The sequence below is a fragment of the Demequina ureilytica genome (assembly GCF_048553575.1).
In the GTDB taxonomy this organism is placed as follows: domain Bacteria; phylum Actinomycetota; class Actinomycetes; order Actinomycetales; family Demequinaceae; genus Demequina.
This window is the reverse complement of sequence record NZ_JBLZIE010000001.1, coordinates 73,047-92,857: the sequence shown is the minus strand read 5'-3', so window position 1 is coordinate 92,857 and position 19,811 is coordinate 73,047. Positions and strand designations below refer to the sequence as shown.

Genomic DNA, 19,811 nt, shown 5'->3' with positions numbered 1-19,811 from the left:
TCCCGGTGACGGTGCGCGCCGGCTGTGCAAGCGGGCGCGCACTGTTCGTGTTTCCGGCCCCGTACGTCATCCCCCAGACCGGCGGCGGCGTGGTGGCGAGGCATCCCCGGGCCCGCCGTATACCGTAGGGGAGTGGTGGATTACATCGGGCGCGCGCTCGTGGCTGACGCCCTCCGAGAGTGGCGCGAACAGCTTCAGGACCGGGCGACCGTGTCCCCTCTCAGGGACCTTGCGGCGACGCAGGCGAGCCTGGTCGACATCCGCGCCGGCCACCCCTCGGGCCTCGCCCAGCTCTTCGCCAACCGGCCCACCGCGATCTCCTCTCTGCTGCGCGATCCGCAGGTGCGCGAAGCGGGTCTGCACCGTGGCCGGCTGATCCTTGACGAGGCGGAGCGCGTGCGGGCGGCCACCGGCGCGTGGACGGCAGCGCTCGTGGTTGGCACGGTGTCCTGGACCGAACGCGGCGAACGCGTGGAGATGCCGCTGCTCATGCGCCCCGTGGGACTAGAGCGGCACCGCACCGATGACGTGCAGATCACCTTGCGCGATGACGTCCTCGTCAACCCCGTCTTCACGACATTGGTCCGCGAGCGTGCGGGCGAGTCCGGCCGCGACTCCGCGCTGCCCGTGATCGCCGGTGGACGCGAGTTCGACCCGCGCCCGCTGTGGGAGCACGTGCGGGGGCTGAAGGACCTGTTCGGCGACGATCTCGAGGTCGTGGACCGGCTGCTGCTGGGCGCCTTCGACGATCCCGAGCAGCGGCTGCTCGACGACCTCGACGACTGCGACCCCGTCATCGCCGGGTCCACGGTGCTGGCGGCGGCTGCCGGCGATCACGACGCGCAGGCGCAGCTCGGTGAGCCGCTGCCCGCCTTCCCCCGCGGAGATCGCGACCCCTTCGCCGAGCGCGGGATCGGCGACCTCGACGATGTCCAGTTCGCGGCCCTCGACTTGATCGCCACCGGTCGCGATGTGTTCCTGCAGGCTCCTCCCGGGTCCGACGTGGTGGGCACTGCGGCCGCGATCGCCGCCGATGGCGCGGCATCGGGGAAGACCGTGGCGGTCGTGGGCGGCCAGGAGCGCGCGCTGCGCGCGATCGGTGTTCGGGTGCGTGCCCTCGGTGCGCAGGACCTGGTCATCGACGGCACCGTCCCCGCTTGGAATGCCGATGCGCGGGCGCGACTTCTCGAGTCGATCACCATGGGCACGCCTCAGGTTGATGACGACGGCCTGCGCGCGGCGGGGGAGACCTTGCTGCGCGCGCGGGGAGACTTGCACCGCCGCTTCGACGCACTGCACCGCTCTCACCGGCCTTGGGGAGTAAGCGTCTTCGAGGCCGTGCAGGCCATCGTGCGTCTCACCACCTCCGACCTCACTCCCGGCACTGCGCTGAGACTCAGCAAGGACGCCGGCGCCGTGGTCGCCGATCACGGCTTCGCCTCCGTCTCCGCCGCGTTGGTGGCCGCGCTGCGACCCGACGATGGTGCGCCTGCTGCCGCTCCCGCCGAAGACCCCGCCCCCGCGTCTCAAGCCGAGTCGTGGTGGGCCGGCCACGCGGATCCCGAGGACGGCGCTGGCCTCGACGAGGCGCTCGCGACGCTGTTGGGCCGGGCGATTCCCAAGATGCGGGCCGAGGCCGCCATCGCCGCTCATGAGACGGGCGTCGACGAGGCCGCCTCGATGGCGACGTGGTTCGACCAGGTGCGCATGTTCGAGGCGCTGCGCGAACTGCTCGAGATCTTCTCTCCGGCGGTGTTCCACCGGTCGCTGCACGACTTGGTCGCGGCGACGGCTCCCCACGACTCGTCGCGGCACGTGGACTTGCCGCGCCGCGAACGCCGCGCGCTGATGCGCCGCGCCGTGGAGCTGCTCCGGCCCGGCCGCGGCAAGGACACGCTCCACGAGGACTTGGTGCGCGCACACGATCTCGCGCTACGTTGGCGTGCGCACTGCTCGGCAGGTGGATGGCCCACCGTGCCCGACGACTACGACGTGTTCGCCGAGCGGGTCGCGGATGCGTCCGCCATGTGGGGCACGCTCGCCCCGACCGTCAGGCTGGTGGTGGGCGAGGAGGACCTCGCCGCAGCGCCGTGGGACGAGATGGTCGGCGAGCTCGACCGCCTCGCGCAGGGGCTGCCCGGCACCATCGACCCGGACGCCGGCGATCCGTTGGAGATCGACCTCGACGCGGTCGGTCTCGGACCGCTGATCGAGGACCTGCGCGAGAGAGACGCGTCCGATGCGCAAGTGCGCCGGGACCTCGAGTTCGCGTGGTGGGCCGCGGCCTTCGACGCGATCGTGCGCACGGACCCGACGCTGACCGACTATGGGGCGCTGGGAGCTGCGGTGGAGCACTTCCGCACCTCCGATCAGGCGTTCTCGAAGGCGCGAGTGGGACCGTTGATGCGCGCCGCTGCGGAGCGCCGCCGCTCTGCCATCGCCCGCCATCCCGAGCTGGCGCGCGACCTCTTTGCCGCGCTGGTCGAGGGGGCAGACGCGTCCATCAAGGAGCTGTGGAGGGACTTCGGCCCGCTGTCGACTGCGTTGCGCCCGGTCGTCGTGGCGAAGGCCGAGCAGGTGTCGCGTCTCGCCCCACCCGCGCGGGCCTTCGACATCGCGGTGGTGGTGGCCTCGGAGTCTCTCGCGCTCGCTGAGCTGGTCCCCACACTGGCACGGGCCAAGCAGGTGGTGGTGGTGGGAGACGCCCACGCCGCAACCAGGTCCGCCGTCGCAGCGCTCGCTGAGTTGCTGCCGCATGTCACCCTGCACGCCCTGCCGCAAGGCCGCGACGTGCGCGTGACCGCGGCGCTCTCGCGCGCCGCCTACGGGCGCAGCATCGAGGCGCTCCCTGCGCCAGGCGACGAGAGCCGCTTCGAGGTGCGCACGGTGGACGGCGTCGGATCTCCAGTTGCCAGGGCCGATGCCGTCGAGTCCACGCGTGCTGAGGTTGCGGCCGTCGTGGAGCACGTGGCGCGCGCCTTCGATTCGTTGCCCCGACGGGACGTGGTCATCGTCGCCGGCAACGCGCTCCACGCGGCTCGCCTCGCCGAGGGTCTCAAGGAGCGCAGCACTCGCCTTGCCGCCGCGGTTCCCGTCGAGGTGATGGGAGACGCGGCCGGCCACTCCGTCGACGAGGTGGTCCTTTCGTTGGGGTATGCCCGCGACTCGCGAGGCACGGTGCCGGACCGGCTGGGCGCCTTGGCTGAGCCCTGGGGCCGCCACGCCCTCGTCCAGGCGCTCGTTGCCTCCCGCGCCTACGTCACCGTCTTCTGCGCGATCGCCGCAGACCGGCTCCCGACCGCAGGGGACGACGGCGACGGCATCGAGGATCTGCGCGAGCTGCTGCAGGCCGGGACGGAGCAGCCGATCGCCCCCGAGCGACCCGAGCCCGCCCCAAGCGACTGGCTGCTCTCTGACGTCGCCAACCGCCTGCGATTCGAAGGGTTCGGCGTGCACGTGCGCTACGGCAACGGTCCTGATGCGGTGCCGATGGCGGTGGGCGGTCGGCATGACCGCGGATACCGCGTCGCCGTCGTCACCGACGAGGCCGCGCCCGCGGGATCCGCGTCGCTGCGCGACCGGGTGCGGTGGCAGCGGACGTCGCTCGAGGCGCTGGGCTGGACCGTGGTGCCACTGTGGACCCTCGACGTGTTCATGGATCCCGACGCGGCTGCGGAGCAGGTGCGGTCGGCGCTCGAGACCGGTGGACCGGAGCACGTCCAAGAGGCGCTCGAGATCGACATGGTGCCCGCCCAGCAGCCCGCGGAGGGCATCTTCGACCAGAGCGAGATCGCCGAGCCCGATGTCACGACGGCCTCCCTGCGCATTGCGCCCGAGAGCGCGCCGGCCGAGCCGACCCAGACGGCCGATGCGGGGGCTGGGCAGTCCGGTCCCGTCGAGGTGGCGGGGACCTTCGATTTTGACGAGGACGGTCAGCGACCGGATGACGTCGACGAGCCGACGGGCGAGGTCGCCGTCGAACCCGAGGAAGGTGACGGTAACGGTGACCCGAAGCCCGACGTGGGCGACAGCGACACGGGCGAGCCCGGCGCCGCCGATTCTCGCGAAACCGAAACCGAAACCGAAGTTGACGAGACCCCCGCTTCGCCCGCCGCGCCGCGCCTAGGCTTCGGCGTACCCAAGCTGGCGAGCGCATCGGCCGTCCACAGTGGCTCCGATGGTGCGGCCGAGCCCAACGGTGCGGGCAAGCGCAAGGACGCGGAGCGGCCGCGGACGTCGAAGGACCGCAGCAGGGGAACCGATCGTCCGCTGATCCCCACCCGCGCGTCCGAGGACACCGATGAGGGATGGGGCGAGGGGTACGGCAACGCCCGCGAGGACGAGATCAAGCGGGAGCGGCCGCCTCACTGGTGAGGCTCGCTGCCGCGAGGCGTCAGGAGCCCGAGGAGGACTCTTTGGCAGTTGGCCGGGAGTCGTTGCGGTAGAAACCCGGACCCTTGAAGGTCACGCCGACCGTGCCGAACACGCGGCGCAGCGCGCCGGAGCACTCGGGGCACGCCTCGAGCGAATCGTCGTGGATCGACTGGACCGCGTCGAACCTGTGGCCGCACGCGCGGCACGCGTAGACGTAAGTGGGCATGCGCGCATTCTACGCGGGAACAGAGGTGGTTCCTTGCGGCGTGATCACTCGGTGGACGGGGACGTCATGCGGCTCGCAGGGAAGCAGCAGCTCGTCGTGCCCCCGGAACTCGGCCGCGAAGGTGAACGCGATGATCGGCACCTCGTCGCGGACCTGGCACAGCGCGCGGTCGTACCAGCCGCCACCCTGACCCAGTCGGGTTCCCTGCGCATCGACGGCGAGCGCCGGCACCACGATCGCCTCGGCCTCGCGGATGGCCTCCGACGGCAAGAACTCGCCGGAGGGCTCCGGCGGGCGCCCGGGAGCGCGTTCGACGAGGTCTTCGGCGCCCTGGTAGAGCGACCAGCCCCGCTGGAGCCCGTCGCCGAGCCGCGGGATCAGCACCTTCACGCCGCGCTCGTGCAGCGCGGAGATCAGCGGCAGCGTGCCGGGCTCGTGCGGACGGGAGGCATAGACCGACACGCACTGCGCCCCGGCAATCGCGGGGTCGTCGAGAGCGAGATCGCGCAGTGCCTGCGCGAGTTCCGCATTCCTGCGTTCGGATCGGTGGAGGCGTGCCTTGCGGATGGAGGTGCGCAGTTGCGCCTTCACATCCTCAGGGGAGGGCGCGCGGGTGGCGTGCGACTGCGGCGTCATGATCACCAGTGTCTCAAACAAACATGAACCCGCTGTGTCGGCGCTCTCACAGGGGGCAGTGACGAGCGTTGGTTGCGGGCCCTGCGTGCGGCACGAGACAATGCGTGCGTGACAGTCCGGAGCCTTGATGGCCATCGCACCGCCGTGGCGGAGGCCCTCGCCCCGGGTCCGGTGCTCGACGTGCTGCTGGGCGACACCGCGGGCGCGACGCTCGCCGAGGACCTCATCGCCTCCCAGGCCATGCCGGCGGTGCCCATCGCCGCACGCGACGGCTACGCCGTGGCGAGCGCAGACGTTGCCGCCGCGCACCCTGGCGCCCCGGTGCGGCTTCCCGTCTCCCACGACGTGAGCTTCGACTCGCGCTCGCCCCGTCGTCACGTGCCGCGTGCCGCCGCACGCATCCCTTCCGGTGCCCCGGTGCCCATGGGGGCCGATGCGGTGGTGGCCCTCGCGGACACGGACCAGGGCGTCGCACGCGTGGGCATCGCGCACTCGGTGCACCCGGGTGACGGGGTGCGCCCCGCGGGCTTCGACGCCACGGCCGGCGACGTGATCGTGCGCGCTGGCACCCGCATCGGCCCCCGGCAGATTGCCGTGGCGGCCGCACTCGGGCGCTCGCGGCTGCACGTGCGGCCCGTCCCCCGAGTGGTGATCATGGCCGTGGGAGACGAGCTCGTCGAGCCCGGCGCCGTGCGTCCAGGCGGCGGCGTTCCCGAGTCCACCACCCATATGCTCGCGTCACTGGTCCTGGAGACCGGTGCCAAGGCCTACCGTGTGGGCGCCGTGTCAGACGATCCGCTGCGGCTGCGTTCGACCCTCGAGGATCAGCTCGTGCGGGCCGACGTCATGATCACCACCGGCGGGCTGTCCGACGGGGTGCACGACACCGTCGCGGACGTGCTGGCACGCATGGGCGGCTTCGAGGCCGTGGACCTGCAGCTGCGTCCCGTGGGCCGCCATGGGCTGGGCACCATCTCCGCCGGCTCTCGCGACATCCCCGTGATCGCACTGCCCGGAGCTCCCGCGGGAGCCGCGCTCGCCTTCGAGGCGTACGTGCGCCAGGCGCTGCGCGCGCTGTGCGGGCATCCCGACGTCGAGCGACCGGTGTTCCGTGCCCGGGTGCGCAAGACGTGGGTCGTCCCGCCCGGCCTCGTGACCGCGATGCCCGTGGTGGTCGACCACCAGGACCACGACCTGCCGGCCGTCACCCCTGTAGGGGCGGATGCGCTCGCGCTCACCGACCTTGCGCGGGCCGATGCGCTGGTGTGGTCGGGGCCGCAGGAGAGCGTGGTGCACCCGGGCGACATCGTCGAGTGCACCGCCTGGGGCGGATAGCCGATGCGCCCGCCGGTCGTCACCTCGGGGGACGTCACGCTGCGCACCCTCACACGGCGCGACGAGCACGCATGGAATCGCCTCCGGAGGGACAACCGGGCCTGGCTGCAGCAGTGGGAGGCGACCGCTCCTCCGGGGAGCACGGAGCCGACCGCGACCTTTCGCACTCTCGTGCGCCGCGAGAGGCGGCAATGGCGCGACGAGTCCGCCTACCCCTTCGTGATCGAGTTCCAGGGCGAGATCGTGGGGCGAGTCTCGGTGTCCAGCATCCGCTGGGGCGCCGAGCGGGGGGCGTCGATCGGCTACTGGATCGCCGAGTCCCATGCCGGGCGGGGCATCACGCCGCGCGCGGTCGCGATGGCCACCGAGTTCTCGTTCGAGCGCGGGCTGCACCGCATCGAGATCGCGGTACGTCCCGAGAACGTCGCGAGCCTGCGGGTGGTCGAGAAACTGGGGCTGCGCGAGGAGGGGCTGCGTCAGTCGTATCTCCACATCGATCGCGACTGGAGAGACCACCGGGTGTACGCGATGACTCAAGAAGAGGCGCGCATCGGCCGATATTGGTTGGAGGCTCGTTGACACGCCGCGCGCCATCCGGGGCTTGGTGCCCCCCGCGCCGTACGGTCGTGCCATGGTTGCAGGACTCCTCGCGATAGTCGCGCTCGGCATCATCGTCGCGTACGTTCTGCCGCAGCGCATCAAAGAGCGCGGCGAGTATGCGCTCGTCCGCGTCGACGACCGCTACTCCTCCGACATGCGGGTCGTGAAGTCGACCGCGGAGCGCATTCAGCGGGCCGTCGCACGGCCGTCCAGCGACTCCGGCGAGGTGCCGCTGCTGCGCACCGGCGGGGAGCGGGCCGCTCGCATTGAGTCGGAGCGCGCCGAGTCCATGTCCCGTCCCGCCACTCCTCTCGACCGCGCCGCCGTTCACGCCCAGCGAGAGCGCGACGCCCTGCGTCGCGACCGTGCCGCCGTGCTGGCCGAGCGCACCGCTCAGGCCCGGCGACGCGCCACCGTCGCGACGGTCGCGATGATCATCGCGGTGGGGACGTGGGGCGCCGTCGGCTTCACCACGCTCTCTCCATACGTGGGCGCATTCGCGACCGCGGCCTTCGCCGGAATCGTCGTCACCGGTGCCCGCGTGGCAGCCGCCCAGCGCCGCGCCGACGAGACCGCCCGCGCCATCGCCCGCGAGGTCGAGGCCGCCGCGACCGCCACGCAGGCGCTCCGCACCGTCACCCGCGAGCGCGCGGCTGGCCACGAGGCCCAGCCGTCGGAGCTCGCCACCCAGGCGATTCGCGTGCTCACTACCGAGGACCTCGCTCCGCTGGCCGCACCCGCCCCGGTGCCGGCACCCGAGCTTCCCGCCGAGCGCGGCGAGGGTGAACGGACTTCGCAGCCCGCGCCGTGGAGCCCGGCGGAGATGCCCGCACCGGCGTACACCCTCAAGTCCTCAGTGCGCCCCCGTGAAGCGCGCCCCATCTCCGACGAGGACTACGACGCCGCGAAGCAGCGCGCGGAGCGCTGGGGCAGCCTGCGTGCGGACGATGCTCCCGGTGAGTCCACGAACGGGCAGCACGTGAGCGAGGAGCAGTCCACGACCACGGCGGCGCTCGACCAGATCCTCGCCCGCCGGCGGCGCGCCAGCGCTTAAAAGCGGCACAGGCGCGCCAGCGCTTAAGAACAGGCGCAACCGCCAGCGCCTGACGCCGTCCCGACGCTCGGGTCGAGTGTGGACGGCCGGCGGGCCCTCAGCGCACCTGTGTCGCGACCTTCTCGAACAACAGGTCGAAGACCACGGTCCTGTCGAACTGCATGGCGTACGCGCGGGCACGGTCCTGGTGCGCCGTCCGCGCCGCCGCGTCCATCCCCAGGACGGCGTTGTCGATCGCGGCGGCGATGGCCGCGGGGTCGTTCACCGGAACGGTGAAGGCGGTGTCGCCCACCGCCTCCGGGATGCCCCCGGTATCGGTGGTGATCACGGGGCCGCCCCCGGCGAGCATCTGCTCCACCAGGGCGATGCCGAAGGTCTCGGTGAACTCGGGGCGCGGCTTGGACGGCAGCGCGTAGACGGCGCACGCGGCCATCAGGTGCGGCTTCTCCTCGTCGCCCACATCGTCCAGGAAGACAATCCGCTCGGCGGCGGGCGAGCTCGCCGCGTGACGGTGCAGTTCCTCGGCGTCAGGGCCGCGGCCTGCGATCACAAGCCGCAGCGAGTGCCCGGCCATCGAGGCGGCAAAGCCGTCGATGAGGTCGTCGACCCCCTTGGCGGCTCCCAAGCGCGACAGGTACAGCACGTAGCCCTCGCGCTCGAGGCCGCGCGAGTCCAGCACGCGGTCGGTCTCGGCGCCGTCGAGGTCGAGGTAGGAGGCCGTGTCGATCGCGGGGTAGGAGATGCCGATGCGCTCGCGGCACTGTGATGCGAACGCCGTTCCGTGACGCACGTCGATCTCGGTGGCGGCCTCGACGATGACATGCTTGGTGTACTCGGAGACCGCCACGCACACGTCCTGGCTGAGGTAGCTCGACAGCACGTGGGCCGCGGCGCCGAACCGGTCCTCCTCGACGCACGCGCGCACCACGTCGGTGACATCGGAGCCCACCGCCTCGGCGATGGTCGTGACCCGCACAGGGAGGCCGGTCGAGCGCGCAGTCCGGATCGCATCGGCCACCGCGATGGTGTGGGGCGAAAGATACAGCGACATGCACACGGTGGGCACGCCGTCGGTGAAGAGCTCGACGAGGCGGCCCGTCAGACCGGCAAGGTAGCGGCCGTCGGGGATCTTGTAGCCGCCCACGGGCTCGGGGCGCTCGACGATGATGCCGGGGCTGTACGGCATGACGGTGTCGAGGGGCTTGAGCGGCAGTCCGGTCTCCTCGAGGCGTTCGAGGGGCCAGGTGACGATCCGCACCTCATCGAAGCCGCGGTGGAGGGCGGCCTCGGCGAGGTTGCGCGCCTCCCCCGAATGTCCGCAGATCACCGGGTCCGCGCGCACCACGATCACGAGTCGGCGGGACGGGATGGCGTTCATGGTGCCTCCTCGAGTGGCGGCTCGCCGCCGGTGATGTGGTCCACGGTCTGGACGCCCTCGTCGTCGGTCGCGGAAGCGGTGGGTGGCACGGGTGCGGCCGCGGGCCTGAAGGACGGGGGCCGCCCCTGCCGTCCCCAATCGCTGGGCTCGGGGCCGAGCGAGATGTGCAGACGGCCGCCCTCGTGAAGCGCGTTGCCGCTGATCCACGACGTGGTGAGGGGTGCGCCGTTGAAGCTCACGGACTGCACGTAGAGCACGGGGCCGCCGGCCGTGGGCTCCTCGAAGCCTGAGGTGTCGATGGTGAGGGTGCCGCGGGCCATGGGCATCGAGGCGTAACGCAGCGACGGCGGATGGACCAGGAAGATGTTCTGCCCGGCCACGGGGAACAGCCCCAGGCTCGCCCATACGTACCAGCTCGACAGCCCGCCCGAATCATCGTTTCCGGGGAGCCCGCCGCGGCCGGTGCCGAACTGCTGGTTGACCACGGCGTGCACCACCTCGGCGGTGCGGTCGGGGCGTCCCGCGTAGTAGTACGCCCATGGTGCGTCCATGTCGGGCTCGTTGTTCAGGCCCTCGAAGCGGCCCAGGGCGTATCCCTCCGCCATCTCCTTCGGACCCGGCGCGAGGCCCGGCTGAACCACCGCATCGGCCCCGTAGCCAAAGAACTGGTCGAGCATCGAGACGAAGGCCTCGTCGCCGCCCGCCAGGGCGATGCGCCCCTCCATGTCATGCTGGATCCGGAACGAGTAGTTGTGCCGCGTGCCCTCATAGAACGTGGAGTCTTTGAGCAGCCCCGTGCCTTCGTCGTACGCATTGACCCAGCGGGTCGCCAGCTCCTCGTACTCGGCGGCGAGGTCGTGATCCTCGACGAGCGAGGCGACGTGCTGGGTGCACCAGTAGCCGAAGGCGAGGTCCAGGGTGTGGCTGATGGGGTGGGCATAGCCCTGTTGTAGAAAGTCCTCGCCGTAGATGCGCCGCAGGTCCGTCTGCATGTGGACCAGCGCCCAGTCCCAGTCCATCCCCGGCAGGCCCAGCTGGCAGATGTCGGACAGCAGGGTGTGGGCCAGCGCGCTGCCCTGACGACCGAACCTGTCGGACCCACGCGCCATGCGATAGCCGATAGGCAGGTTGCCCTCTTGCTCGCACACGGTGAGCAGGGCGTTCGCGAGCTCGACGGCCCGCTCGGGGGCAAGGGCGGTGAGCAGCGGCAGTTGGGTGCGATAGATGTCCCACATAGTCGAGACGTCGAACACCCACGGGCCCCTCGACGGCCAGAACGGGCTCTCGTCGGCGGCAAAGCACGGCTTGATGAGCGAGTGATACAGCGCCGTGGCGAACACCGTGCGGCGATCCTCATTGGACGTCTCGATGCGGATCGCGTCCAGGTGCTCATGCCAGGCTGCGCGGGTGCGCTCGTGACGGGTGTCGAAGGCGGGGGAGCGGTCGTCGCAGTCGCGATGCAGGTTCTTGCGCGCCTGGTCGACCCCTCGTAGCGAGAAGCCGATGCGCACCTCGACGGTCTGGCCCGCGATCGCCGGCCCGGCCCACATGAGTCCGAACGGCCGCAGCGTGGTGGGGCGGATGTGGTCGAGGTCCAGGCGCGTGCCGCCGGGCATGAGCCGCCGGTCGTACCAGAGCATCTGGCGCCACGACTCGGCGTCGCACTCGATGTGGACCGCGAGGGGAGCGCCCTCGACAACGATCTCTCCCTGCGCGACGCCGGGCTGGACCGACTCGAGGTGCGCGCGCAGCGGCACCGTCGCGCCGTAGGGGATGGCCAGGCCGCCCATGGACATGTCGACGACCACGCGGGCGTCGTGGTGGTCGGGGAACGTGTAGCGGTGGACCGCGCTCTTGGGACCGACCGTGATCTCGGCGCGCACGCCAGTGTCCAGCGTGGCGGCGTAGTAGCCCGGCGTGGCGTCCTCGTCGCTGATGCCCCAGTCGCGGCCCAGCACGTCGAGCGGCTCGAGCATGGGGGTGACGCGGAAGTAGTTGTAGTACTTGCGGATCGCGCCCGTGCCCGACTGCTGGAAATGCGTGAAGCCGGACGCGCGCTGAGAGCCTGCGACCGCATCGGCCGCCTGGGGAAGGGTGGGCGGCAGTCCCTCCGTGGAGAGGTCGAAGCTGCCGTAGCCCGTCGGGTAGCCGCCGGAGTACGCGCATGCCGAGACCATGCCGAGCGGGAACGTCGCGCCGGGGTGCGTGTTGCCCACCTGCGGCTTGGGCCACCACCACGTGGCCGCGAGCCCCGACTGTTCGGGGAGGTCCGTCCGGCCGACGCCGATGAACGGGTCCACATTGTCGATCACGGGCACCTCCTTGTGTGCGGCTGCGGGCGTGTGGCGGGGATCCCGGTGCCTCTCCTGTGACGGTAGGCCGTGCGGGTTCCGGGTGCATTGCGGCAATGTGACGATTGCTTTACGCGGTGCGACGGGCAGGCGTCGTCGCGGGCGGGGATGAGCGCCGCCGCGACAGGTGATAATCTGTCTGAGCCTTGGGGCTGTGGCGCAGTTGGTAGCGCGTCTCGTTCGCAATGAGAAGGTCAGGGGTTCGATTCCCCTCAGCTCCACCAAGCGCAGCCCCCGGTTCCCACGCGGAGCCGGGGTTTTGTGTTTCCGGGGTCGGGCCGCGTCAGTTCGCTAGGCGCCGAGCGCGGCGTCGATGAGGGCGCGAGCCTCTTTGTCTGGCAGTCCGAGGTGTCTGACGGTCTCCACGTAGGCGGTGGCCGCCTGCTGCGCGGCCTGCGTGGTCACGTCGCCGTGGGGTGAGACGACCGTGCCGTTGCGGCCTCGGGTCTCGACCACGCCGTCGGCCTCGAGCTCCTTGTATGCCCGAGCGACGGTGTTGGCGGCGACGCCGAGTTCCTGGGCGAGGCGCCGCACGGGTGGCAGCTTGGCCCCTGGCGCGAGGGTTCCTGCTTGAACGGCTTCGCGCACCTGCGTGCGGATCTGCTCGTACGGGGGCGTGGCCGATTCCGTGTCAAGGGTGACAAGCATGGAACGAGGCTACTGTGCCTCGACCAGCGTTACCCGGGCAGGTGCCTGTGGATGGAGCGGGTTAGTTGGCCGTTTCGTGTCCCGAGGGTGCGATGTCCTTGGCCTATCCACAGATATCTGCCAGGGGTTTTGTCGTGTCAGGGGGTCCTGCTTGACTGGTGTCATGAGCTCGAACGGGCAGTCTTCCTCGCAGTCGGCCGATGCGCCGGCGGGTTTGGTTGACGCCCTCGCCCAGGTGCGGGCAGCGTTGGGAGAGGCTCGGACTCTGATGGCGGGTGACGCCGCGCGGGGGCTGTCGGAGCGGGCGGTGTTGGATGTCCAGTCGGGTGCCGCGGACGTGAAGAAGGACGCCGATCTGTTGCTGGCGGCGGCGTGTGCAGAGATCGCGCGACGGTCCGCTGTCGAGCTGGGGTCGACGGGGTTGGCCCGCAAACAGGGGTTCTCCGAGCCGACCAAGCAGATTGCGTCGGTCACGGGCGGGTCCAGGCGTGAGGCCGAGCGGTTGGTGCGTGCCGGGCGGGCGATCGCCGACGCGGAAGAGCAGTCGCGGCGCGAGCAAGAAGCACACGATGCCGGCGTGGCAGCGCCCGAGCCTGAAGAACCCACCTACCCGGTCGTGGCCGTCGCGCTTGGCGAGGGGCGGATCAGTGTCGAGCATGCGGCTCAGATCACGCGCATGCTGGACTCCGTGTCGAATGCCGCCACCAAAGAACAGGTCTCGTTGACGGAGCGCACCCTCGTTGAGAGGGCGCCAGGCCTCAGTGCGGAACAGTTTGCGCCGGTCGTGATGCGGTGGCGCGACGGGTTGATCGAAAAGGACGCCAAGGAGCGGCAGCGCAGGCTCGCGAAGGAACGGTATCTGGTCTTCAAGGATCAAACCGACGGGTCGGTCAAGATCATGGGGATGCTGGATCCCGTGACGGCTGCGCCGATCCGCACCGCCATCGAGGCAATCGTGAAGGATGCTTTCCGGCGTCGCCGTGATGGGGACCCGTTGGCGGACGACACCCGGATGCCCGGGCAGATCCGTGCCGACGCGTTAGCGACGTTTGCCCGACACATGCTCGGCTGCGACCAGGCACCCATCGCGCACGCGACCACCAAAGTGGTTGTGCGGATGACCTTGGACCAGTTGCTGGGGTTGGACCCCGACGGCGCAGCTACGGTGGACGGTGCGGGCAGCGCGATCCCCGTCGGCGAACTCCGACGGGCCGCCGTTGACGCCGGGTATCTACCCATTGTGCTCGGCGGCAAGGACGAGAAGCTCAACGTCGGCCGCGACCAACGGCTCTTCAACCTCGCCCAATGCATCGCCCTGCTCGAAAGGGACGGCGGGTGCGCGATGTGTGGTGCGCCACCGAGCCATTGCGAGGCCCACCACATCGAGTGGTGGGACCGCGACCACGGCAGAACCGACCTATCAAACGGCGTCATGCTCTGCGTCGCCTGTCACCACGCGATCCACCGTGACAAGTGGGGAATTGAAGCCACCAACGAACACGTGTGGTTCACGCCCCCGGCTTCGATCGATCCGGCGCGCAAGCCGCGGCTTGGCGGCAGGGCGCGATTCGGCATCACCGATAAAGAGAAACGCCGACTCGACATCGCTGGCACGACGGGGCCACCACTGAAGGCCCCTCCGCACGAGACCCCACCACCGCACGTCGACCCACCCGAGCCAGAGCCAGAACTGCTGCTGTTGTAGCGAAACCGCCACCGGGACCACGAGGACGAAGGTTTCGTGCGCTGGAAGAAGGTGGCAACGGAACCGTGTGTGCGGCGACACCTTCAGGTGAGACGATGCGGGTATGAGACGTGACGTGACTTCCGCCCTGAGCCTGGCCGCCTCGGGGCCCGCACGACTGGTGCTGTCCGTGGCGGTGGCCGACAAGGAACGCGCAGAGGAAGCCTTGGTGGTGACCCAGGACGGGCGCGAGCTCGAGGTCAACGAACTACGCGATGCCCGCGGGACGCGCCTCCACACCTGTGACGTCAAGAAGGGCTCCGTCGACGTGAGCTACCGCGCGACCGTTCGAGGCCAGTCGGAGCCCGCGCCAGTCACCGACATGGACCTCATCGAGTACCTGCGACCCAGCCGCTACTGCGAGTCCGACACCCTGACCCCCACGGCCGTCGCCGAGGCGGGCGGGCGCTCCGGCCTCGACCTGGTCTCACACATAGGGAGCTGGGTGGGGACCGAGCTCGCATACATCTCTGGCTCGTCCCGGCCCACAGACGGCGCCGCCGAGACCTACATGACCCGCCGCGGCGTGTGCCGCGACTTCGCCCACCTGGTGGTCGCAATGCTGCGCGCCATGGACGTGCCCGCCCGGCTGGTATCCGTCTACGCTCCAGGGTTGTCGCCCATGGACTTCCACGCGGTCGCCGAGGCACTCGTGGACGGCGAATGGTGGGCCGTGGACGCCACGACACTCGCCCCGCGGCAGAGCATGGTGCGCATCGCCACCGGCCGGGACGCCGCCGACACCGCCTTCCTCACGACGATCGGCGAGCCGCTCAATCTCGAGTCCATGGAGGTCACCGCGACCGTCGATTCGCTCCCAAGCGACGACGTCCGCGAGTTCGTGCGCCTGAGCTAGGGGCCCGGCGCACGAACCCGCAGACGCAGGCTCGTGGTGGTTGCTAGCGCGTGAGGATGGGCGCCATCGCGAGCGAGAACAGGTCCTTCGGGTCCTGCGGCTCCGCCACGATGTCGATCTCCTCGACCCAGTGGGTGCCCGAGACGCTGTCGCGCAGGAACCGCAAGGCGGAGAAGTCCTCCATCGCGAAGCCCACGGAGTCGAACACCGTGATGTCCGCATCGGCTGTACGGCCCGCGGCCGCCCCCGCAAGCACGTCCCAGAGAGCCGTGACGGGGTGATTGGCCTCGAGTTGCTGGATCTCTCCCTCGATGCGGGTCTGCGGCTCGAACTCGACCGCGATCACGCCGGCCGCGTGCAGGATGTCCACGTCGAGTTCGGTCTTGCCGGGGCAGTCGCCACCGATGGCGTTGATGTGAGTCCCCGGCGCGATCATGGATGCCTCGAGCACGTGGGCGTTCGACTTGTCCGCCGTGCAGGTGGTGACGATGTCCGCCCCCTCCACCGCATCGGCCGCCGAGCTCGCGCGATAGACGTCAAAGCCCAGCGAGCGCGCGTTGCGCTCGAACTTGGCGATGGCCTCGGGGTCCGTGTCGAAGACGCGCACCGTATTGATGCCCAGCGCCACGCGGATCGCGATCGCCTGGAACTCCGACTGACTGCCCGCCCCGATCAAGGCGTGGACGCGGGAGTCCTTGCGGGCCAAGGCGCGCGCCGCGACCGCGGACGTGGCGGCGGTGCGGAGCGCAGTGAGCACCGTCATCTCGGACACGAGCAGCGGATAGCCGGTCGCGACGTCGGCGAGCATGCCGAACGCGGTGACGGTCTGAAGGCCGCGCGACGGGTTCGAGGGGTGGCCGTTCACGTACTTGAAGGCGTACAGCGAGCCGTCCGAAGTGGGCATCAGCTCGATCACGCCCACCGGGGAGTGAGACGCAACCCGGGGGATCTTGTCGAACCGCCGCCAGTGGAGCAGATCTTGCTCCACGGCCTCCGTCAGCCCGGCGATGATCCGCTCGGGACCTACCTCCGAAACCCATGCTCGCATCTGCGGAACCCCTACGAACTGCACCATGTCGCGCCCTCCCGTTGCGTCTGTGGCTTCGACCCCTTCGTTCGACTGCCTGGTGCATCCAGTCTGTCAATGAGATCGTGTGAAAGTGTTGACGTAGGCGCTGTTGACAAGCGTATTCTGAGGGTTACGCGCACGAATCCGGCGAAACAGGGAGTACACGTGGCCGTCGACGAACTCGACAAGAAGATCCTCGCGCTGTTGAGAGAGGATGCCAGGGCCAGTTACGCGGAGATGGGCGACCGGGTGGGCCTGTCGCCCTCGGCCGTCAAGCGGCGCATGGACCGGTTGGTGGCGGACGGCGTCATCCAGGGCTTCACTGTACTGGTCGATCCCGAGATCGACGGCCGCTCCACCGAGGCCTACGTGGAGCTGTTCTGCCGGGGCACGGTCGCGCCTCACGAACTGCGGCGCGTGCTCAGCGGTATCGCGGACGTCGACGAGGCCTTCACGGTGACCGGCAGTGCCGATGCCATCGTGCGGATCCGGGCACAAAGCCCGCCTCTGCTGGAGGTCGCCCTCGAGAAGGTGCGTCTCGCGCCCCAGGTCGACTCGACCCGGTCGGCGATCGTGCTCTCGCGGCTGTTCGGGCCGCGCGGGATGGAGTGACGTGCCCGCTCCCGGACGGACGCCCGACGGCTGGGAACGATTCTCGCGCCCCAGGGGTTGACCCTGTGCGCCCAGGCCGCAGGATACGGTGGCAGGCGCATCCCTTACCCCCATTCGAGGAGAACCTCCGCGTGAAGAAGCATCTGCCCATCGCCGCCCTCGCAGCGTCCGCGCTCGTCCTAGCGGGGTGCGCCTCCGGGACGGAGGAGGAGCCAAGCGAGTCCCCCAGCCCCACCGGCGCTCCCGCGGCCACCGAGTTCGGCGCAGCCGCAGACGTTGAGGCGCTCGAGGCGATCACGTGGGAAGAGGACGGCGACGGCGTCCCCACCCTCTCGGGTGATCTCCCCGCCACCGTCTCCGGCCCCGCCACCCGGATCGTCGAGGACGGCGAGGGCGAGGCCGTCGAGGCCGGCCAGCTCGTCAGCGTCGACTACAACATCACCTCCGGCACGGACGGCTCAGAGCTGTATTCGACCTACACGGCGGACGCCCCCGAGTCGATTCTGGTCTCCGAGACGTCCCTCGACCCCGCGCTCTTCACGGCGCTGTCGAACGCCTCCGTGGGCTCCGACATCATCTTCGCGACGCTTGACCAGAGCAACCCCGAGAACCCGACCGCCGCGATCTTCATGGCGATGACGATCACCGAGATCGTCGAGCCGCGCGAGCGCGCGGAGGGCACGGAGGTAGACCCCGCCGAGGGCCTTCCGACCGTCACGCTGGACGACTCGGGCGTCCCGTCCGTCGAGATCGGCGACGCCGAGATGCCCGACGAGCTCGTCGCACAGACCCTCATCGAGGGTGACGGCGAGCCCGTTGAGCTGGGCGACTCCCTGATCGCGCACTACACCGGCTGGGTGTGGGACGGCGAGCAGTTCGACTCGTCCTGGGACCGCGGCGAGCCCGCAGTGTTCAACCTGACCGAGGGTCAGCTCATCGACGGCTGGACGCAGGGCCTCGCGGGTCAGACCATCGGCAGCCAGGTGCTGCTGGTGATTCCGCCGGAGTTCGGCTATGGCGACCAGGAGCAGGAGGCCATCCCGGCCGGCTCGACCCTGGTGTTCGTGGTCGACATCCTCGGCGTCTCCTAGCGACAGCCGCGCACACGCACAGACGCCGGCGAACCGTCCCCTCGGGGACGGATCGCCGGCGTTTTGCGTACCCGGTGGAGCAGGGCCTGCGGGGAACTTGCCCGGCGGGACTCACGCGGGTAGCTCATCGCCCGGCGAGTCGTCCTAGACCCAGCTGCCCAGCCACATGTGCACTTGCCAGTACTCGAACGGGATGGGCGTGCCCATCCACAGCGGCGCGAAGTAGGCAGCCATCAGCAGCACAGCCACGATGAAGGCGGCGACCACGATGGAGCCGCGCCGGGACCACTCGCCGACGAGTTGATGTTCGGCGACCGGCTGCTCGGTGACGGGCTGTGCAGAGCCCAATTGTTCGGAGGCCGGCTGCCCGGAACCGTGCATCTCGGAGCCACGGTCCGATGAGCGGGGCGCGAAGGGCCACCCCACAGCTGCGGGCCGCGCGATTCGCGATAGTCCCCACACGAGCAGCAGCACCATGAAGGGCGCGATCGCCACCGTGTAGAACGTGAAGATGGTTCGGTGCGAGTACGGCAGCCAGGGCAGCCATCCGGCGAGCACCCCCACTGCAAGGGAGGCGGCCAGCAGGTCCCGGTGGCGCACCACGCGCCACAGGGCGTACAGCAGCACCAGCACACCAGCCCACCAGATGAGCGGATGGCCCAGCGAGTGGATGGCGCTCACGCACCGTTCGGCGCCGCACGCCGCCTCCGGGGCGTCGTCGAAGTGGAAGGCCGTCGGGCGCCACTGGATGAGCCACAACAGCGGGTTCGACTCGTAGTTGTGCGGCTCGTCCAGCGTGCGGTGGAAGTCCCACATCTGCTGGTGGTACTGCACGAGCGAGCGCAAGGAGTCCGGCAGCCATGTCACGCCTTCGCCCGGGTTCTCTTCAGCCCAGCGCCGGCCGTACGACTGCTCGGAGCGGAACCACGGCAGCCACGACGCGAGGTAGACCGCGGGCAGCACGACCACGGTGACGAGGAACGCCGGGATCGCGCGCGCGAAGGCCCCGGTGAACCAGCGCTCGACACCAGCCGCCCGGCGGTCAGCCAGGTCCCACACCACGGACAGCAACAGGAACGCCGCCATGAACCACAGGCCCGACCACTTGACGCTCACCGACAGCGACAGGGCGATGATCGCAGCGAGTCGCCACCAGCGCACGCCGGTCCGTGGACCCATGCCGGGCAGCACGTCCCCGGGCGACAGGCCCGATCGAGCCCGGATCGCATCGGCCGCTGCCAAGAGCGCAGACCGCGTGCGGGAACGGTCGACGACCAGGAGCGCGAACCCCGCGACGACGAAGAAGGTCAGGTAGATGTCCAACAGCGCGGAGCGCGACAGCACCACGTGCACACCGTCGACCGCCAAGAGCACGCCCGCCACCGCGCCGAACACGGTCGAACGGAGCAGGTGCCGCGCGAGCAGTGCCACGATGACCACGGTCACCGTGCCTAGCAGCGCGCCCATGAACCGCCACCCGAACGGGGTGGGGCCGAACAGCTGTATCCCGAGCCCGATCAGCATCTTGCCCACGAGCGGGTGCACCACGTAGTCGCCGTCGGTGGACAGCTCCGAGTAGTCGCCGGCGGCGAAGTCCTGGTTGTCGCCACCCCAGTCGCCCTCGAAGCCAAGGGTCACCAAGGAGTATGCGCCGCGCGCGTAGAACACCTCGTCGAACACGAGCGCGGTGGGGTAGCCCAGACCGGCGAACCGCATCATCGCGGCGAGCAGGCCGACCCCGACGGCCATGAGCGCGACGCGCCAGCGCCACAGGGTCTCGACAATCACAGGCGTCAGCCTAGTTGTGCATGGGAGCACAGAGGTGAAGCGGCTGTGC

15 protein-coding genes and 1 tRNA gene are annotated in these 19,811 nt (G+C 70.2%); 9 read left to right on the top strand and 7 right to left on the bottom strand.

Annotated features, from left to right (window positions below):
• Positions 1-132 precede the first annotated feature (132 nt).
• Positions 133-4,374, top strand: coding sequence for a PDDEXK-like endonuclease domain-containing protein (locus ACNI3K_RS00390; protein ID WP_419389885.1), 4,242 nt, complete (start codon positions 133-135; stop codon positions 4,372-4,374).
• 19 nt (positions 4,375-4,393) lie between these two features.
• Here the strand turns inward: ACNI3K_RS00390 and ACNI3K_RS00385 are convergent, their stop codons facing one another.
• Entirely contained in the window at positions 4,394-4,600 is a 207-nt protein-coding gene (locus tag ACNI3K_RS00385) for an FmdB family zinc ribbon protein (protein ID WP_419389884.1), read from the bottom strand.
• A 9-nt stretch (positions 4,601-4,609) separates the two neighbouring features.
• Positions 4,610-5,236 (bottom strand): 5-formyltetrahydrofolate cyclo-ligase, encoded by a 627-nt coding sequence (locus tag ACNI3K_RS00380; RefSeq protein WP_419389883.1) that lies wholly within the window; start codon positions 5,234-5,236, stop codon positions 4,610-4,612.
• Between the two features lie 108 nt (positions 5,237-5,344).
• On the opposite strand from ACNI3K_RS00380, the gene ACNI3K_RS00375 reads away from it, so the two are divergent.
• The 3 genes from ACNI3K_RS00375 to ACNI3K_RS00365 are packed head-to-tail and all read left to right on the top strand — an operon-like array spanning position 5,345 to position 8,225.
• The gene (locus ACNI3K_RS00375) at positions 5,345-6,571 is read left to right on the top strand and encodes a molybdopterin molybdotransferase MoeA (RefSeq protein WP_419389882.1); all 1,227 of its coding nucleotides are present in this window, start codon (positions 5,345-5,347) and stop codon (positions 6,569-6,571) included.
• Positions 6,572-6,574: 3 nt separating this feature from the next.
• Positions 6,575-7,150, top strand: a complete 576-nt coding sequence (locus ACNI3K_RS00370; RefSeq protein ID WP_419389881.1) for a GNAT family N-acetyltransferase — start codon at positions 6,575-6,577, stop codon at positions 7,148-7,150.
• Positions 7,151-7,202: 52 nt separating this feature from the next.
• Positions 7,203-8,225, top strand: coding sequence for a hypothetical protein (locus ACNI3K_RS00365; RefSeq protein WP_419389880.1), 1,023 nt, complete (start codon positions 7,203-7,205; stop codon positions 8,223-8,225).
• Positions 8,226-8,322: 97 nt separating this feature from the next.
• On the opposite strand, the gene ACNI3K_RS00360 is transcribed toward ACNI3K_RS00365, so the two are convergent.
• Together ACNI3K_RS00360 and ACNI3K_RS00355 are read right to left on the bottom strand one after the other, a co-directional pair.
• On the bottom strand, positions 8,323-9,603 hold the full coding sequence (locus tag ACNI3K_RS00360; RefSeq protein ID WP_419389879.1) for a glycosyltransferase: 1,281 nt from the start codon (positions 9,601-9,603) through the stop codon (positions 8,323-8,325).
• The gene (locus ACNI3K_RS00355; RefSeq protein ID WP_419389878.1) at positions 9,600-11,915 is read right to left on the bottom strand and encodes a glycoside hydrolase domain-containing protein; all 2,316 of its coding nucleotides are present in this window, start codon (positions 11,913-11,915) and stop codon (positions 9,600-9,602) included. Before ACNI3K_RS00355 ends, ACNI3K_RS00360 begins: the two co-directional genes overlap by 4 nt.
• A gap of 187 nt (positions 11,916-12,102) precedes the next feature.
• Between ACNI3K_RS00355 and ACNI3K_RS00350 the strand changes: the two genes are divergently transcribed.
• Positions 12,103-12,178, top strand: a tRNA-Ala gene (locus tag ACNI3K_RS00350).
• A gap of 67 nt (positions 12,179-12,245) precedes the next feature.
• Here the strand turns inward: ACNI3K_RS00350 and ACNI3K_RS00345 are convergent.
• Positions 12,246-12,602, bottom strand: a complete 357-nt coding sequence (locus ACNI3K_RS00345; protein WP_419389877.1) for a GntR family transcriptional regulator — start codon at positions 12,600-12,602, stop codon at positions 12,246-12,248.
• 163 nt (positions 12,603-12,765) lie between these two features.
• Between ACNI3K_RS00345 and ACNI3K_RS00340 the strand changes: the two genes are divergently transcribed.
• A complete protein-coding gene (locus tag ACNI3K_RS00340; RefSeq protein WP_419389876.1) occupies positions 12,766-14,307 on the top strand; it encodes an HNH endonuclease signature motif containing protein in 1,542 nt (513 codons plus the stop codon).
• 103 nt (positions 14,308-14,410) lie between these two features.
• Positions 14,411-15,202, top strand: a complete 792-nt coding sequence (locus ACNI3K_RS00335; RefSeq protein ID WP_419389875.1) for a transglutaminase-like domain-containing protein — start codon at positions 14,411-14,413, stop codon at positions 15,200-15,202.
• A 43-nt stretch (positions 15,203-15,245) separates the two neighbouring features.
• Here ACNI3K_RS00335 and ocd read toward each other — a convergent pair whose 3' ends face one another.
• A complete protein-coding gene (gene ocd, locus ACNI3K_RS00330) occupies positions 15,246-16,277 on the bottom strand; it encodes an ornithine cyclodeaminase (protein ID WP_419389874.1) in 1,032 nt (343 codons plus the stop codon).
• Positions 16,278-16,436: 159 nt separating this feature from the next.
• Here ocd and ACNI3K_RS00325 point away from each other — a divergent pair, with 159 nt between their 5' ends.
• Together ACNI3K_RS00325 and ACNI3K_RS00320 are read left to right on the top strand one after the other, a co-directional pair.
• The gene (locus ACNI3K_RS00325) at positions 16,437-16,883 is read left to right on the top strand and encodes an Lrp/AsnC family transcriptional regulator (protein WP_419389873.1); all 447 of its coding nucleotides are present in this window, start codon (positions 16,437-16,439) and stop codon (positions 16,881-16,883) included.
• 131 nt (positions 16,884-17,014) lie between these two features.
• Positions 17,015-17,974 carry an FKBP-type peptidyl-prolyl cis-trans isomerase gene (locus ACNI3K_RS00320; RefSeq protein WP_419389872.1) on the top strand — a complete coding sequence of 320 codons (960 nt, stop codon included), beginning with the start codon at positions 17,015-17,017 and terminating at the stop codon, positions 17,972-17,974.
• A gap of 144 nt (positions 17,975-18,118) precedes the next feature.
• Here ACNI3K_RS00320 and ACNI3K_RS00315 read toward each other — a convergent pair whose 3' ends face one another.
• A complete protein-coding gene (locus ACNI3K_RS00315; protein ID WP_419389871.1) occupies positions 18,119-19,762 on the bottom strand; it encodes a dolichyl-phosphate-mannose--protein mannosyltransferase in 1,644 nt (547 codons plus the stop codon).
• Positions 19,763-19,811 lie beyond the last annotated feature (49 nt).